The sequence below is a fragment of the Solibacillus sp. FSL W8-0372 genome, assembly GCF_037969735.1.
GTDB lineage: Bacteria > Bacillota > Bacilli > Bacillales_A > Planococcaceae > Solibacillus > Solibacillus faecavium.
The window spans coordinates 2,177,698-2,193,706 of sequence record NZ_CP150204.1 but is presented as its reverse complement, the minus strand read 5'-3'; the positions used below and the strand labels follow the sequence as shown (position 1 = coordinate 2,193,706).

The following is a 16,009-nucleotide window of genomic DNA, read 5'->3' as shown; positions in this document are numbered from 1 at the left end:
AGGGTAAAAGAATCGATATTAAAACGGAGGGGATGTTTTTGAGATTAAAATACAACTTTATCTGTATAGTCACTGCAATTGTTTTTATATCAGGTTGCTCCAATTCCAATCCACTTGACAATTCATCAGCAGATTGGGCTTATAACTTTGTTGTTTGGGATGGGTATATTTATCAATTAACCGACGAATATGTAGAAAGTGTAGATGAAGAAATCGGCGAAGTGACAAAGTACTCCGACATGGAAGGGACTTATTCTGGAAACTTCTCGAATAAGTATGAAAAAGGAACAAAGTATTACGCTATACAAGGGATCAACACGGATGAAGCAATTGCCATAGAAGATGAAGGTAAATATAAAAAAGCAATTCGGGATGGTAAGTACGGGGAGAAGTAATGATAGTATCGACCTGTACTATTAAATAATTTTGGGAGTGATGGAGATGATTTTTTTTAGGAAAGCAATGATACTTCTTACTTTCATTTTTATTATAGGTTCATTTCCCTCAATAACAAGTGCCTGTTCCTGTGCTGAATTATCAAGCGTTGAAGAAGAATTTGAACGTTCAACAGCAGTATTTAGCGGAAAAGTGATAGATATAAAAAAGAAAAAGAGTCTAAAAGGATATTCATATAAATCAGTTCTTTTTGAGGTGACGAATACTTGGAAGGGTGTTGAACAAACACAAATTTTTATTACCACTGGTGAAGGTGATGGAGATTGTGGCTTTAATTTTATTGAGGGAAATGAATATTTGGTTTATGCCAACGAATCAACGATGTATGGGGCAAAATCGCTTGTATCAATCTTGTGTAGTCGTACGAATGTGTTAAGTTCTTCTCAAAACGATTTGGAAGTACTGGGAGAAGGTGAGATCCCGATTGAAGAAGTTAATTTAAGTGGGAAACAAACTAGAAATCAAATTTTTATTTGGATATCACTGGGATTAGCCGGTTTTATTGTCATATTAACCATTATAAATAGAAGGAAACGACGTAAAAACTAGGAGATTAACTATGGGAGAAAATCAATTCTTTGTTTATCATATTGTTACGAGGAATAAAATGAGTCTTGGACAGATCATTTATTTTGATGAAAATGAATATAACACCTTATATCGTTTCTTCTTTGAAGCGGAACAATTAAATGCTAAAGGCGAAGATTTTATTCAAATTATGCAGAGTCATTATACAAAGGAAGGTTTGAATTTAGATAAGGATAATGCCGATGTAGCAATGAAATATATAGGGCAAACAACTAGAGCTGTCAGAGAAGTGATAGTAGAAATGGTTCGCTTAAAAGAATATCCACAATATCCTTCAAGATTATCCTGCTTATATGCTGCCAAAACATATGAAGATGCACTGAAGTGGAAGCAATTATTTGATTCTTTCAATCGTAATGTATTGCAGATTGTTAAATTAAAGGTTAATGGCAACTATTTTGAAGGGGATGGCGACCTTTTACCAAAAGAAGACGGAATTTCTTTTTATAAAAAAATTGAACAAGCAAGAAAATATTGGAACGGTAATATAAATAACGAACTTCCCGAACTTTTAATTAATGGGAAGATAGAAGTCATAGAAATTATTGAAGATTTCACTGAGTAAATAATTCAGAGCTTTTATAATACATACATGTTGAAAAGTAGTTTAACATAAGAATTCATTCCTTATTTTGTAACTTTTCAGTGACTTATCCGTAAAAACAATAACAACATTTTATTTAAAGGGGATAGTAAAATGAAACCTATTAATTATAATAATCCCGTCATTGGAGGTTATTTTTTCGCTGGTGTTATTTTCACGATTATCGGGTTATCTAAAGAATTCGTATTTTTATTTTTAGGAGTACTTTTTATTCTGTATGGTATTAAAGAAAATAATAAACTTTCTTAATTTGAATCAAACCATCATTTGTCCAAAGGGATGAATGGTGGTTTCTTTTTGTTTAAAAATAGAGGATAAACTAGGAAATACACCCATGAATTGATAGTGATAAAATGAGATATTTACCGTTAATTATAATAAAAAACTGCTATGATGAAAGAGTTTGAGTCTGTAAATTTTGTAAAAGGAGCATTCCTGTTAGAAAGATTTTCGGGGACTTGAAAATAAAAAAGCCCTCTTGTATGATGCTTGAGTGTCAACGGTCATTGACTCATACATCTACAGAGAGGACTCCATTCCAATGAATTTTAATACGAATGAGAAAATTAATCAAGTTTCTGAAAATACTCTAGTTATCGGCATCGACATTGCTAAACATAAACATTATGCATGTGCAATTGATGATCGAGGTCGAGTGCTCCAAAAATCATTTCCAATCGCGCAATCACGTATTGGTTTTGAAAACCTTTATGAACGCCTAATGGCGCTTAAAGCAACTTATGATAAACATGAAATTCTCGTTGGGTTCGAGCCAACGGGTCACTACTGGATGAACTTAGCTGCTTTTTTAACGAACTATGGGATTCCATTTGTGATGGTCAATCCAATGCACGTCAATCGTTCGAAGGAATTAGATGACAATCTGCAAACGAAGAATGATCAAAAGGATGCGCTAATCATTGCTCGCCTTATGAGAGACGGTCGTTTCAGCTATCCCCGACATCTTGAAGGAATCGAGTCTGAGTTACGAAATGGAACGACTTTACGTTCAAAGGTTCAAGAAGATTTAAATGCCCTACAAAATCGCATTATCCGTTGGCTGGATCGCTTTTTCCCTGAATTCACACAAGTGTTTAAAAGCTTTGGGAAAATGGCGTATGCGGTCCTTGAAATGACACCGTTGCCAACAGATATTGTAGGCAAATCACCAGAAGAATTACTATTTTTATATCGGCAGGTAGAGGGTATGAAATGCCCGCAGTTACCAAAGGCAAAGCAATTAGTCGAGGTTGCAGAAAGCTCAATCGGACTGACAGAAGGTTTAGTGATGGCCAAATTCGAAATTGCCACGCTTCTTTCACAGCACAAATTGATGCAGGTTCAGCTTGATGAATTAACAGCTCAGCTCGTAGAGTTAGCCAAACAAATGACGGATTATGAATATTTAGCATCGGTACCTGGAATCGGTGATGTTACAATTGTCGATTTATTATCAGAGGTAGGTTCCTTAACGCAATATGCACATCCACGCCAATTAATTAAACTAGCGGGACTCACATTGCGTGAAAACTCTTCTGGTCAGCAAAAGGGAAAAAAAAGGATTTCCAAACGAGGGAGAAGAAAACTTCGCGCCCTCCTCTTTCGAGTAATGATGCCTTTAATCTTGCATAATCCAGCGTTCAAACAACTACATGAATATTACACTACACGCACCATCAATCCGCTTCGAAAGAAGCAGTCCATCGTCGTGTTATGTGGGAAGTTACTGAAGATTTTACATGCCCTATGCAAAAAGAAAACAATGTTTAACGAACATCAAATGATGACCGATTTCGCTAGTCTCCAAACGGCTGCTTAATATCACTAGTAGAAGTCAAAAACAAGAGGATGACACAGAGAAGCCGGCATTATTTTCACCATCCGACCGTTGAATGAATTCAAATGAGTCCCTAAAGGAGCATCGCCAGCCTCTGCCTTATGAATAGACCGAACGAAGGAATGTACGCGCAATTAGACGCCTAGAGACATGGGAGGGTCCGTCATCATAAGCAACGCAGAGATCCAAATGTGCATCAATATACGGCACTAGATCAGGATAGCTATTACCAATTAATGGATCATCCTTTAGCGAAGCGTTCGGACGCATTGTAAAAAAAATCAAGAATTACAAAATAACGATAGATGTATGTGTCATAAAAAAATTTTTTGACACTCAGAAATGGCGCTAGCCATTGATATATCAACATTTATAGAGGGAGTTGTAGAATTGGTAAACTCAGCAAAAACGTTGATAGCGTTAATTTTGATACTTTTTAATATTAATCCGTTGGTATCAAGTGCCAATAGCGCTAATCTTTTACCGTTTGAAGATGAAACGTTAGGGAGAAATAGTAGTGCTTATTTATCGACATACGAAGTTCCATCGATACAGATGAAAGAGGACTTTATTAAAGAAATTTCTACATATGCAATGATAGCAAATGAAAGGTGGGGGATCCCTGCAAGCGCTATTATTGGAATGGCTATTATTGAAAGTGGCTATGGAACAACAAGAATAGCGATTAATGCCAATAATCTTTTCGGAATAAAAGTATGGGGATATAATCCGGAGAATGCTTGGCAGCTACAAGGGCAGCCTGATGAAGATTACGAACGGATACCTGTTCTAGCTGATTACGGAGAAGACCGCAAAATTTACGATGAAAGCAAAAGAAGAGATAACTGGTATCGTGCATTTAGTACTTATAAAGAAGCGGTAAACTATTTAGCAGGCAACTTACTAGTAAATCAGAGATATCTTTTCGCGAAAACAAATTATGATGAAAGAATCAAAAACGGATGGAGTTTTGAGCGAGCATCCAAAGAATATCTCTACGATATTGCGAATGCCGGATATAACCATTTGGGCGGTGAATATTATCGGAATAAAGTAGGCAAGGTAATGGACGAACTGGATTTATATCAGTATGACAATAAGAAATTCAAAGACATAAGCGAACATTGGGCAGAGGAACAGATTATGTTCTTAGCTGAAAAGGGCTGGATCTCCGGCTATTCTGATGGTACATATAAACCGAATAATACGATAACAAGAGCACAAGCTGCTGCTATTCTAAGTGAGTTTTTAGCGCTGACTCCACTAAATAAAACTATTTCATTTATTGATGTGGAGAAGAGTTTTTGGGCATTAGAATCGATTCATTTAGTAGCACAACATAAAATAATCAATGGCATTGGCGAAGGTCGTTTTTCCCCTCATACTATTTTAACAAGAGCGCAAATGGCTCAGGTATTTTATAATGCAGGGTTTTATAGCCAATCTGCGAATAATGGTGAGAATTCATTTGAAGATGTAAATAAATTCTATTGGGCATATATTGCGATTGAAACGATGAAACAAGAAGGAATTATGGCTGGCTATACTATTAGCCGTTTTGGCCCGAACAACCCAGTAACAAGAGCACAAATGGCAGCTATGATTTATCGTATACATGAAAAAGGCTTAAACAAATAAACCAACTACCAGCGCTATTCTGTATTAAGGATAAGCGCTTTTTTTTCAATTAGCGCGTAACAAGATTGTGTTATAAATCGAAACCTTTTCCAAAATATACCGTCTAAATCTCAAATAGAGGGTTATTGTGAAATATGCTCTTTACTTTTGAACTTAAGGGGGAGGGTTATATAATGGGTTGGCTTACTATTGGTAGTCTTGTGCTAGGGCTTATTGCTTGGATACTTCCTGTTGTTAATATTTTTCGAAGCCATAACAATAATAATTGGGCAGTTCTTTCTATGCTAAGTATTAGTGCCTGTGTTATTTCGTTATACTTTCAACTACTATATAATAACTATTTAGTGAAAATTGAGGATTGGTCTGCTCTTATGGATACAAGTAGGGGAGTGGTAGTTGCAGGATCAGTACTCCTTTTTATTACGCTCTTGTTAAACATCATGACATTCGTTGTATATCGTAATAGAACGACAACAGTAGGTAGTAAAAAAATTTAGATTAATGCAACTAACTAAAAAGTAGATGCTTCAACATATGACATGTGAAGCATCTGCTTTATTTGTTTAGTTAATGGTTTTTATCCTTTAGTTTCCGGTTGCATGATTTGTGGTGGATATAGCCTTTGTCCAAGGAGCACTTGTAAGATAAGACATAGTCCGCCGACTGACCAATACAACGGTAGAGCTGCTGGGGCATTAATAGAAAAAATCACAATCATTATCGGTGACAGTAATCCTATAAATCTTGTTTGCTTTTGCTGTTCTATTGGCATTGCAGATTGTGAAACTTTAAATTGAACAAAATATAATAATCCTGCTATTGCCGTGACAAATAAATCTGGCTGCCCAAGACTAAACCATAAAAATGAATGGGTAGCAATTTCTTCTGAGCTCGTAATGGCGTAGTATAAGCCCATTAGGAAAGGCATTTGAATAAGAAGTGGCAAACATCCGATATTTAAAGGATTGATTTCATGCTTTTGATACACTTTCATCATATCCGCTTGTATCTTCTGTTTTTCTTCAAGATTTGTTGCTTCTTTAAGTTTTCGTTGAATTTCTTCTATTTCCGGCTTTGCCAACGCCATCTTCACTTTCATTTCCTGCTGCTTCTTCTGTTGCTTTAACATAAAAGGCATAATGATCAGTCGAATAATAATCGTCACAATAATAATAGCGAAGCCGTAGTTATCACCCAATATTCCAGCAAGTCCATCTAAACTGCTTATAAATGGATTAACAAAGACTTTTTGAAAGGTGCCATCTCCATTACTTTGCTGGCAACCAGATAAGAATAATGCGCTTAATGCAATTCCCATATATAAAAATAAATTTTTTGATTTGTACACTCTATTTCCTCCTAGTAATGATCTTTAAATGATTGTAGGAAGAATAGAGATGTCGCCCTCCTCATCGGAGTACTCGTATCTTTTCGTTGACCTTTGTAGCCATACGATAACAGGGGAAGTAATAAACAAATTTTCATTAATTACGATTTGTGTTAATGTATTGAGCTGATCATAGATCGGGTAACTTATTTCAAAATATGTAAAATATCCATTTGAAAATAGAATATAGATTAGAGCAAAATTTAGTAAAATACTTGAGTATACCGTAAGCGTGACGGGTAGATTCATAAATTCGAGCAATATATCTAACAATGAAAACACCTCAATATAAATTCATATAATCTTATTACGTTTAACGCTAAGAAAAGTTTCAATATTTAATACAATTTATGGAAATGTTGCTGATAGAATTAAATAATATTGAAAGGCTTGAGGAGCATTCAAAAACCTCCAATTAAATTAACTGGAGGCATGCTGCATTTAGAACTTAATTGGACTTTGCCATTAACGAAAGTACAATACTTAAAACTGCATAAATCACTTGTATAATGAAAACAATGATTATGAGTACTCGACCTTTAGATACTTTCTTATTCCCGAATATCCATGGATATAATAGCATCATTGAAACGATCGGGATGATACATAGTAAAAGTAAAATGATTGCTAGATTATATTCTAATCCTATGAATACAAAGAATAGTATATAGTAGGCAACCTGTAATGCAAAGAAGAGTATAATGAAAGGGAATTGTCCCTTGAGAAAGAATTTCTTATAAGCAAAGATCCAAACAACTAATAAAATAATAGCAATTGATTCTACTATTAAAAGTAAAGGTGAGTTGATAGCGAAAAACCCTAGTACTAATAAAATGACAATACCAAATAGTTGAGCTTTAGCAGTATTTTTCATATTCGCAGACGTCCAGATCAATACTAAAATTATGCTTAAGAGCGGTGAAAATAACAATAAATAAATTAGACTTGCATCTAAAAACGATAGACCATCCATAAAAACACTCCTTCCTTCCAACCTATGCCCACTACTTATATGTAGAACGACTTAAAAACGTTATTAGAATAGTTAAATCCATATGTAAATAATCGAAACTTATCCATTCATAAGACATATAAGATGATAGAATATTGATATTATAGTGTTAATTAAAGCTTATATTAAATTCTTCTCGAGTACAATAGAACAAATAATTTAAAGGAGCTAAGGTAATGCCTGTGTATAATAAATTAGTAAGAGATAAGATTTTAGAGTTTATCGAATCAGATGGGTTAGCTTATAATGCTCGAATACTAGAGCCGAGTGAGATTTTAAGTGAAGTTAAGGAGAAAATGATTGAAGAAGCTAAAGAGTTTCGTGCAACAGAAACTGTTCATGAAAGCGTTGAAGAATTAGCTGATGTATTAGAGTTATTACATACAGCACTTAGTGTATTAGGTGTGACTTATGAAGAGCTAGATGAAGTACGGCAGCAAAAAAAGGAAAATCGTGGAGGGTTTGAAAAAGCAATTTATTTGGTTAATGTAGAAGACAAATAATCTGCGTTAAAGTAATGGGTGCTATAGAGAAATAGTGCTGGTAGTAGATGGCTTTATATTTAGAATCTAATAAGGTTTACCAAAATTAGATGTTTTTCTTTCATGTATTTTTGAAATTTGGATATGTAATTTAATTTATTTTATAGGGATATGGGGGAATTATCTTGAGCATTAGAGAAATAAATGAAGAAAATAGAGAAAAGGTTGTTTCATTTTTTAGAGAGCATTGGGGTAGTTCTGAAATGGTCATTTCATCAGGTATTTATCAGTGCGAAAAATTAAACGGTTTTATTTTTGAAGAAAATAACGAGATTATTGGTTTGGTTACATACGATATTAAAGATTATGAAAATGAAATAGAAATTATTTCACTGGATAGTCATACAGAAGGAAAAGGTATTGGATCTGCCTTAATCGAAAAAGTAGAGAACATAGCAAAACAAAAACAAATACAGATTGTAAGTTTAATCACTACAAATGATAATTTGAACGCTTTAAAATTTTATCAAAAAAGAGGTTACAGAATTATTTCTGTTAACTCTGATGCTGTAAACAAGGCACGAAAATTAAAACCTTCGATTCCTTTAATCGGTAATGACGGAATTCCATTAAAGGACGAATTAATACTTAAGAAAATAATAGCAGATAATTAAGAAGAAGAAATAATTGAACCAAAGAAATTTATGAGCGCGATTCTGTAACAAGAATCAGTGCTCATTTTTTATTTAAGGCTACCTAACAACGATTATAAATGTTATACTTTTCCATATTTGAGAGGGGGCATTAGTCCGATGGTAAACAATTAATCTGAGAAAATCTTAATTTATTTTATTTAATATAAGATAAACATGAAGATTTTCTCTTTTATCTTACTAATATCTAGAAAAGAGGAAATAACATGTTAAATAAATTCAGCGAAACTATTTATTATATGCCCAATCAAGATGAAAATGACCGACCGACATTAGGACTGGTTTGTGGTGACCAGTATAGTTTAATAATAGACTGTGGTAACTCAACTCAGCATGCGAAGGAATTTATACTAGAAATTGAGAAACTAAATGTTCCTCCAGTGAAATATGCGGTAATTACCCATGCGCATTGGGATCATTTCCTAGGCATGAATGAATTTGATGCAACCATTATTGTTAATAGTCAAACAAACGAATTACTAAAAACATGGCAAAGTTACACATTTAATGATAGTTCATTACAAACGTATGCGCGGACAAAATTGATGAGCGCTAAGTGTATTGAGATTATTCAAGAAGAGATTCCAAATAGAGATAGCTTTAAATTAAATTCTCCACAAATAATTTTTGAAAAAACGTTAACGCTTGATCTAGGCAATAAAATTTGTGTGCTTGAAAAAATTAATAGTACTCATTCAGACGATGCGACCATCATTTATATCCCAGATGAAAAAGTCCTTTTTTTAGGGGATTGTGTATATGGTACAACGACCAATTCTCTGTTTCAATATAAGCAACCTTTATTATTACCAATGATTGAAGACATTCAAAAATATAATGCTGAAGCATTTCTGTTAGGTCATGAATCAATTTGCGATTTGGAGGAAATGACGACGTTTTGGAGAGAGTTAAAAGCAGCAAGTGAAGCGGTTGCATCACCTTCAATAGAAGAAGCAATAGAGTCCTTCAAGTTCGAAAATGACAGAACTCCAAATGATGATGAGTTGTTCTTTATAAAAGCATTTGTAAATAACCAGATTATCCGATCACAATAAATTTAGTACATTATCTACCTGTTGGGTGGCGACGATTGGCCATGAGGGGGAACTTAAATTTCGTCACATATTTGAAAGGGGTAATTATTTGAATCAAATATTATTAATTATTGATACACAACAAGAATTAATTGATGGAAATCAAAAAGTTAAGCCGGTTTTCAATAAAGAGCTACTTGTTAGGAATATTAATAAAGTGATTGAAAAAGCAAGGGATACAGATGTTCCAGTTGTTTTTATAAGGGATCTTGATGTTGCTGAGGGAAAAGGTAATGGATTTCAAATTCACAATGAAATTAATGTTCCCACTGAAGCAAAGTTTTTCGATAAAGCTGCAACAAACTCCTTTTATGGAACGGGTCTTTTAGAGTATTTAAAATCACAACATGTTAAACACCTTGTGATTATGGGCAGTGAAACACAGCATTGTATTGATAGCGCGGTGAGGACAGCAACTATAAGTGGGTTTGATGTAACATTAGTTGGTGATGGCCATTCAACAGTAGGCAATGATGTATTAAGTGCAGAACAAATTATAAAACATCATAATGCTACACTTCACGGTCATTATAACGTTGATCATTTTTCAATTGTCAGAAATTCAGAAGAAGACTTGTTTAGTCCAACTCACGATTCATATAGGTAATTATTTTAAATTTTTAGACGTGCGCGATTCTGCAAACAAGGATCAGCGCTCGTTTTCATTAATGGACATAGTACTAATAGAACATTAAGCTACATACAAAGGAGAAAGTTATGATTGTTTATACCGTACAAAAACTATCAGCCTATAAATTAATGCGAGAACAGGGTTACTTAACAGGAGATATTAAATACTCAATGTTTCCAGAGGCATATCAGTGGATGATGGAGCAAATGGAAAAGCGGCTTCCTAATTATAAAAGCGAGGTACCGCCAATATGGGTATGGGAACGTCGAGTTAATCGCAATGAAAAGGCACTTTTTAAAAAGGGAACAAAAGGCGTCATTTTAAAGTTAGATATCCCCCAAGAAAGCATTCTTTGGTCGCCATTTGAAGAATGGCATACTATCTTAAACGAAAGTCCAATCACATTTGATGAAATGGAATGGGAAGAATTTGAAAAAAGTGATTTTCCTATACAAGATGTAAAAGATACATGGGAGAGGTTATTTGATATGGATTGGCTTGCAAGTCGCCCTAAAGAATGGGCTGGTGATTTCAATGATGAATGGATGCAAGGTGTTACTCCCAAAATTACAATGGATCAAATTGTCAAAGTAGAACGATTTATTGCGAAATAGGATTTTTATAATTTGGATGGATATGTGAATCGGAACTAAATATTCTTTTTGTGATAAGATAATGGGAATAAGTCTATGTTTTAGGAGGACCATATGAGCTTGATAGCGCAACATCCTTATATAAAAGTAGAAAGAAAAGTAACAGGTATTGAACAGGTTGAAATTGAGCATGAACGAATTATTTACTTATACATGGATAAGGTCATTACGCAGCATAGGGAGTTTCCGATTAAGGTGGTAACGGATTTTTCTTTTCGGGGAATTGGAAATCAAGGTGGTATTCTCTATTTACACACGTTACTAGGTGTATATACGTATAATGTGAAATCTTCACCAGAAGCTTTTATCACAGCATATAGAGAATATTTCAAGTAAATAGTTTTCTACTACAAGCGGACTTTATAGAAGTTCGTTTTTTTGTATGCAGGTTGTTTTGCAATAATTAAGACCCACACGTACAGCTAGTTATTATCATTGAATAAAATAGATAAAAAATTTACAATTTATGGTAATGAATTTAGTGAGGGGTGGGTTCTTTTCGTATGAGAAGGCGATGGAAGATAATGTGAGGTAATGGAGCTTATCCTTAATGCAATATAAGATTTGGAATGGGGCATCCGCTATTGTCATTAAAGATAATAGTGTACTAATGGTAAGGGCGAAGAATTCAAATAGTTGGAGTGTTCCTTCAGGTGAAGTAGAGGTTGACGAAACAGCAAAGGAAACGTGTATACGTGAAATTTCAGAAGAAACGGGTTATGAAGCTAAGGTAGTGAAAGCATTACATACGAAAAACACCATTATCAAAGATTATAAAGTCACAACACAATATTTCTTATGTGAAGTTACAGGTGGGGCAATTCAATATCAAGATCCTGATGATGAAATTGAAGAAATCTCCTGGATAAATAGCAGTGAAATTTCAAATATTATACATGCTTATCCTGAGGATCAAGAAATTATTGAGAAATTATTATTAAGTATAAATTCTTGAACAAGAAACTTTTTAGCTTCTAAAGTGGAGTAATAAAGAATAATGATTTTCAATATTTGAAGTAATCGAGTTAATGAACATTTTACTGTAGAAAGGATTTTCGTAAATGAGACAAATTATTGCTCTTGGTGGTGGGGGATTTTCAATGGAACCAGATAATCCAATGTTAGATCTTTATATATTAAAACAAGCAAAGAAAGCTAACCCACAAATTTGCTTTGTCCCTACTGCAAGTGGAGATTCTGACAATTATATATCAAGGTATTATAACTTTTTTAATCAACTAGATTGTGAGCCATCCCATTTATCTTTATTTGCACCCCCAACAAGGGACCTTGAGAGCTTTATATTAGAAAAAGACATTATTTATGTTGGTGGGGGAAACACTAAAAATCTTTTAGCTCTATGGAAAGAATGGGGTTTAGATAATATTTTAAGAAAAGCATGGGATCAAGGTGTTATTTTAGCAGGGGTAAGTGCAGGTTCCATTTGTTGGTTTGAAGAAGGAGTTACAGATTCGTTTGGGGATGGACTTGAACCAATTAATTGTTTGGGCTTGATCCAGGGGAGTAACTGCCCGCATTACGATGGCGAGGTAGAAAGAAGATCTGCTTTTCACAAACTTGTTGAATCTAAAAAAATACAATCAGGTATTGCTGCAGATGATGGGGTTGCTATTCATTACACGGAGCAAGGGATTATTAAAATAGTGAGCTCAAGGCCTAATGCCAAGGCTTATAGCGTTTCTTTCGACAATAAGGTTATAGAAACAGAACTTCCTACCGAATTTTTAGGTGCTTATTGAATCAACGGGGAAAATTAGTGTTAGTACATATATTATCTACGTTTTTCCTATCTATGTGAAACTCTTTTATTCAGAAATAAAGAGACTAAAATGGCAATGATCAAGACGGGTATTGCGTATATTTGTCCAACTAGCAACTTCCAACCTATCGTATTATATCCATCAGAAGCTGGTAACATAACAGCGACTATACAAACAATTGAATAAACTAATAATGGAATAGTTATTTTTATCATAGGTTCATTCATCCCCCTTTCTATACATTTGTTATTTACTTAGTTGCCAATTACAACCTAATAAGATAAAAAATTCTACTATCAAAATTTGGTTGGTTATTTTGCATATTGTGATTTTCTGACTGAGGCATTTATTTTTATGATATCGCAGGTTGCTGATGTAAGTGTGAGTTTGTTTCAGGTAAATTATGTTAAAATCTGAATAGATTGTGAAATTAGATAGTTAACTAGTCAGCAAGAGGGGGATTGTTATGAGGAAATGGAAAACAATTAAATCAGATTATATACATAAAAGTCCATTTGGCAATATTAGAAAAGATCAATGTGAGCTTCCGAATGGGATTGTGATCGATGATTATTATGTAAATGAATATTCTGATTGGGTAAATGCAGTGGTTATCACAAAAGAGAATCAGATTGTTCTTGTTGAACAGTATCGTTACGCAGGAGAAGACTTTTTCCAAGAAGTCCCTGCTGGAAAAATTGAAGAAAATGAAACATACGAGGAAGGGATCAGTCGGGAAGTAATAGAAGAAACAGGTTATATTTCAGTGAAAAAGCCTATCTATTTGGGAGAATTCATGGTGAATCCAGCCACACAAAATAACAAAGTAATTACTTATCTAATTCTCGATGCCTTTAAAGAATTTGAACAGGAGTTAGATGATACTGAGGAGGTAACTGTTAAATTAATAGATTTTAATGATATGGGAAAGTTAATTCAAGAGAAAAAGATTAACACACAACTGTTTACAGCACATGCTTATTTGATGGCTAAAATGTACCTTATGGAAAGGTAATTGAAAATTCACTAGTTCTTCGTGAGCGGATGAGATTAAAGATAGGAGCCAAAAAATGATCGAATTACGAAAAATAGACGGGGATAACATAGATGAAGTAATAGCGCTTGATGTTGGAGAAAACCAGAAAGAATTTGTATTAGGAACTACTAACCTTAGATGTTTCGCAGACGCTCATATGTTAAACACTGATGGTATACCAGCGACTCCATTAGCTATTTATGCTGATGATAATATGGTGGGCTTTTTGATGTATATTTATGACACGACAGATCATGAATCATTTCAAAATGAAGATTTTTATGGGGAGAAGACCTATTTCATATGGCATTTTATGATTGATAAGCGGTATCAGGGGAAAGGATATGGCAAACATGCCTTTGAAAAAATGTTGGCGGATATTGAGGAGATCCCAAATGGGGAAGCACAGCAGATAGACCTTTTTTATCATAAAGATAATGTTGTAGCTAAAGAATTATACGCTTCATTAGGTTTTGTAGAAACTGGCATTATTCAGGATAATTCGGTGCATGCGATAAGAAAACTGGATAGGGTTTAACTATATAAAGCTGAGGAGATCAGAATAAGCGACAAAGATAGACGGAGAAAATCCGCTTATTTGAAAAATATAGAAAAAAACAACCAAAATAGACGGAGGGATTCCGTCTATTTATTAAAAACACATAAAATTTCATAGTTTTGTTGTAGATAAGCGGAAATTCTCCCCTTATTTTCCCCGAAATACTTAGAATCCACCAAATAACCGGAAATCCACCGCTTATTTTTTGCTCCGCTAATTGCTTGAAAGAAAATTAGATAACTTAGATTACAAGTAACCAATTAACGAGTGTGATTCTATTAATAGGTCAACAAAGGTAGTAAAGTTTAACTCGGAGGATTACATAATGAGAATAAAGCCGTCAAAAAAAGTCTTACTTTCATGGATAGATAAATATGTACCGGAAAAAGATCTGTTTTTTCTATCGAACGAAATTCTAAATAAAATGGATATTAAAGACGTGTTATTAATGCCAATAGATGAGTTTTTTAATCACAATACATATGGGCAATTAAATTATGGGAACAGTTATGAATATTGGAATATAAAAAATGCCCAATACGTAATTATAGCCGAAAACGAATGGATTGGAAGGTTACCTGAAGAGCAAAGACAATTAATTCTAAATTCCCAAGTACTTTGTGAAAGAGGGCTTGTACTTCCTGTCTCCTTTATACATGAGATAGAAAAAATACCTTCAAGTTTTGTGATAAAGGGAAACGTTGTCATTCAGCGCTCCATGTGGGAAAAGCTAGATAAGTCTATGAAAGAGCAGATATTAACAACAATGGTTTTTGAATGGTGGGATAAAGGTGAATGTGAGGAGCCACCAAAGACAGTACCTCATTTTCTATTACCGTTTGCCAATACTTTTGGTCATCACCAAGGCGCCAATTGTTTAGCGGCAGTTTTGTTTGCTATTTCAAAAGGGAAACAAGAGTGGTTTATATATGAATGGATTCACTAGAAGACGTTTCTTGAAATGCTAACCCAATATCATTACGAGGAGTTATTAGATGAAGAACTGCAACAAGGGGACGTTATCATTTGGAAGGATGATAATGACATCATTCAACATGCTGCTTATTATATCGGAGAAGGGCTCTATTTTAATAAACATGGGCAAACGATGTTCAATCCATGGAAGATACTTTCGGAAGCAGACTTGTATAAAGAGTGGGAACATTTAAGAAGAATGAACTATCGTCAAGTATTGGAAAAGTAACTTTTTACATCAAAAATAAATAAAGTACACAAACGCTCTCTTGAATAACAGGGGAGCGTTATTTTTATGATTTATCACTCGCTAAATACTTACATTAAGGAAGGGATTAGTGTAAGTATACAACGCATTAAAAGTATATCGATATAATGAATATACTGGAAATCCTTCTGTAGTTGCTATTTTAGAATCATCTTATTAATTGTTGAAAAGTTTATATAAAGTTTATATTGGCGAGCTATAATTCTGTAAGAGAAGTAGATAACGCAAATGTTTTTATCCAAACTCGATAAAGCTATTTTCAGTTTTTAAGAGAGTTTTATTATACAAAGATAGT

22 protein-coding genes are annotated in these 16,009 nt (G+C 34.0%); 19 read left to right on the top strand and 3 right to left on the bottom strand.

The window, feature by feature from the left end:
* Positions 1-38: 38 nt before the first annotated feature.
* The 7 genes from MKY13_RS10925 to MKY13_RS10895 all read left to right on the top strand — a co-directional run bounded on the left by MKY13_RS10925 (position 39) and on the right by MKY13_RS10895 (position 5,620).
* A complete protein-coding gene (locus MKY13_RS10925) occupies positions 39-395 on the top strand; it encodes a hypothetical protein (RefSeq protein WP_225231371.1) in 357 nt (118 codons plus the stop codon).
* Between the two features lie 46 nt (positions 396-441).
* The gene (locus MKY13_RS10920; protein ID WP_191701497.1) at positions 442-1,005 is read left to right on the top strand and encodes a hypothetical protein; all 564 of its coding nucleotides are present in this window, start codon (positions 442-444) and stop codon (positions 1,003-1,005) included.
* 10 nt (positions 1,006-1,015) lie between these two features.
* Positions 1,016-1,609: a DUF2441 domain-containing protein gene (locus tag MKY13_RS10915; protein WP_191701498.1), complete on the top strand. Its 594-nt coding sequence runs from the start codon at positions 1,016-1,018 to the stop codon at positions 1,607-1,609.
* A 132-nt stretch (positions 1,610-1,741) separates the two neighbouring features.
* Complete coding sequence (locus MKY13_RS10910) at positions 1,742-1,897, top strand: hypothetical protein (protein WP_191701499.1); 156 nt, start codon at positions 1,742-1,744, stop codon at positions 1,895-1,897.
* A 292-nt stretch (positions 1,898-2,189) separates the two neighbouring features.
* Positions 2,190-3,467 (top strand): IS110 family transposase, encoded by a 1,278-nt coding sequence (locus MKY13_RS10905; protein WP_339212637.1) that lies wholly within the window; start codon positions 2,190-2,192, stop codon positions 3,465-3,467.
* 408 nt (positions 3,468-3,875) lie between these two features.
* Positions 3,876-5,123 (top strand): S-layer homology domain-containing protein, encoded by a 1,248-nt coding sequence (locus tag MKY13_RS10900; protein WP_339212634.1) that lies wholly within the window; start codon positions 3,876-3,878, stop codon positions 5,121-5,123.
* A 170-nt stretch (positions 5,124-5,293) separates the two neighbouring features.
* Positions 5,294-5,620: a hypothetical protein gene (locus MKY13_RS10895; RefSeq protein ID WP_339216911.1), complete on the top strand. Its 327-nt coding sequence runs from the start codon at positions 5,294-5,296 to the stop codon at positions 5,618-5,620.
* Positions 5,621-5,700: 80 nt separating this feature from the next.
* On the opposite strand, the gene yidC is transcribed toward MKY13_RS10895, so the two are convergent.
* Together yidC and MKY13_RS10885 are read right to left on the bottom strand one after the other, a co-directional pair.
* The gene (yidC, locus tag MKY13_RS10890; protein WP_339212631.1) at positions 5,701-6,471 is read right to left on the bottom strand and encodes a membrane protein insertase YidC; all 771 of its coding nucleotides are present in this window, start codon (positions 6,469-6,471) and stop codon (positions 5,701-5,703) included.
* 487 nt (positions 6,472-6,958) lie between these two features.
* Positions 6,959-7,483: a hypothetical protein gene (locus MKY13_RS10885; RefSeq protein ID WP_339212629.1), complete on the bottom strand. Its 525-nt coding sequence runs from the start codon at positions 7,481-7,483 to the stop codon at positions 6,959-6,961.
* A 215-nt stretch (positions 7,484-7,698) separates the two neighbouring features.
* Between MKY13_RS10885 and MKY13_RS10880 the strand changes: the two genes are divergently transcribed.
* The 8 genes from MKY13_RS10880 to MKY13_RS10845 all read left to right on the top strand — a co-directional run bounded on the left by MKY13_RS10880 (position 7,699) and on the right by MKY13_RS10845 (position 12,855).
* Positions 7,699-8,025: a nucleoside triphosphate pyrophosphohydrolase gene (locus tag MKY13_RS10880; RefSeq protein ID WP_339212626.1), complete on the top strand. Its 327-nt coding sequence runs from the start codon at positions 7,699-7,701 to the stop codon at positions 8,023-8,025.
* A gap of 164 nt (positions 8,026-8,189) precedes the next feature.
* Positions 8,190-8,678, top strand: coding sequence for a GNAT family N-acetyltransferase (locus MKY13_RS10875; protein WP_339212623.1), 489 nt, complete (start codon positions 8,190-8,192; stop codon positions 8,676-8,678).
* Between the two features lie 245 nt (positions 8,679-8,923).
* The gene (locus MKY13_RS10870; protein ID WP_339212621.1) at positions 8,924-9,772 is read left to right on the top strand and encodes an MBL fold metallo-hydrolase; all 849 of its coding nucleotides are present in this window, start codon (positions 8,924-8,926) and stop codon (positions 9,770-9,772) included.
* An 88-nt stretch (positions 9,773-9,860) separates the two neighbouring features.
* Positions 9,861-10,418, top strand: coding sequence for a cysteine hydrolase family protein (locus tag MKY13_RS10865; RefSeq protein ID WP_339212619.1), 558 nt, complete (start codon positions 9,861-9,863; stop codon positions 10,416-10,418).
* Positions 10,419-10,528: 110 nt separating this feature from the next.
* Positions 10,529-11,056, top strand: a complete 528-nt coding sequence (locus MKY13_RS10860; RefSeq protein ID WP_191701505.1) for a DUF3841 domain-containing protein — start codon at positions 10,529-10,531, stop codon at positions 11,054-11,056.
* Positions 11,057-11,149: 93 nt separating this feature from the next.
* On the top strand, positions 11,150-11,431 hold the full coding sequence (locus tag MKY13_RS10855) for a hypothetical protein (protein ID WP_191701506.1): 282 nt from the start codon (positions 11,150-11,152) through the stop codon (positions 11,429-11,431).
* Between the two features lie 214 nt (positions 11,432-11,645).
* Complete coding sequence (locus tag MKY13_RS10850; RefSeq protein WP_191701507.1) at positions 11,646-12,050, top strand: NUDIX domain-containing protein; 405 nt, start codon at positions 11,646-11,648, stop codon at positions 12,048-12,050.
* A 106-nt stretch (positions 12,051-12,156) separates the two neighbouring features.
* On the top strand, positions 12,157-12,855 hold the full coding sequence (locus MKY13_RS10845) for a Type 1 glutamine amidotransferase-like domain-containing protein (RefSeq protein WP_191701508.1): 699 nt from the start codon (positions 12,157-12,159) through the stop codon (positions 12,853-12,855).
* Positions 12,856-12,902: 47 nt separating this feature from the next.
* On the opposite strand, the gene MKY13_RS10840 is transcribed toward MKY13_RS10845, so the two are convergent.
* Positions 12,903-13,091 (bottom strand): DUF4017 family protein, encoded by a 189-nt coding sequence (locus MKY13_RS10840; RefSeq protein WP_191701598.1) that lies wholly within the window; start codon positions 13,089-13,091, stop codon positions 12,903-12,905.
* Positions 13,092-13,342: 251 nt separating this feature from the next.
* On the opposite strand from MKY13_RS10840, the gene MKY13_RS10835 reads away from it, so the two are divergent.
* The 4 genes from MKY13_RS10835 (at position 13,343) to MKY13_RS10820 (ending at position 15,675) form a co-directional block, all read left to right on the top strand.
* The gene (locus MKY13_RS10835; protein ID WP_339212613.1) at positions 13,343-13,891 is read left to right on the top strand and encodes an NUDIX hydrolase; all 549 of its coding nucleotides are present in this window, start codon (positions 13,343-13,345) and stop codon (positions 13,889-13,891) included.
* Positions 13,892-13,946: 55 nt separating this feature from the next.
* The gene (locus tag MKY13_RS10830) at positions 13,947-14,450 is read left to right on the top strand and encodes a GNAT family N-acetyltransferase (protein ID WP_191701509.1); all 504 of its coding nucleotides are present in this window, start codon (positions 13,947-13,949) and stop codon (positions 14,448-14,450) included.
* A 346-nt stretch (positions 14,451-14,796) separates the two neighbouring features.
* Positions 14,797-15,417, top strand: a complete 621-nt coding sequence (locus MKY13_RS10825; RefSeq protein WP_191701510.1) for a hypothetical protein — start codon at positions 14,797-14,799, stop codon at positions 15,415-15,417.
* Positions 15,418-15,432: 15 nt separating this feature from the next.
* Positions 15,433-15,675: an NlpC/P60 family protein gene (locus MKY13_RS10820; RefSeq protein ID WP_339212609.1), complete on the top strand. Its 243-nt coding sequence runs from the start codon at positions 15,433-15,435 to the stop codon at positions 15,673-15,675.
* The last annotated feature ends 334 nt before the right edge of the window (positions 15,676-16,009 follow it).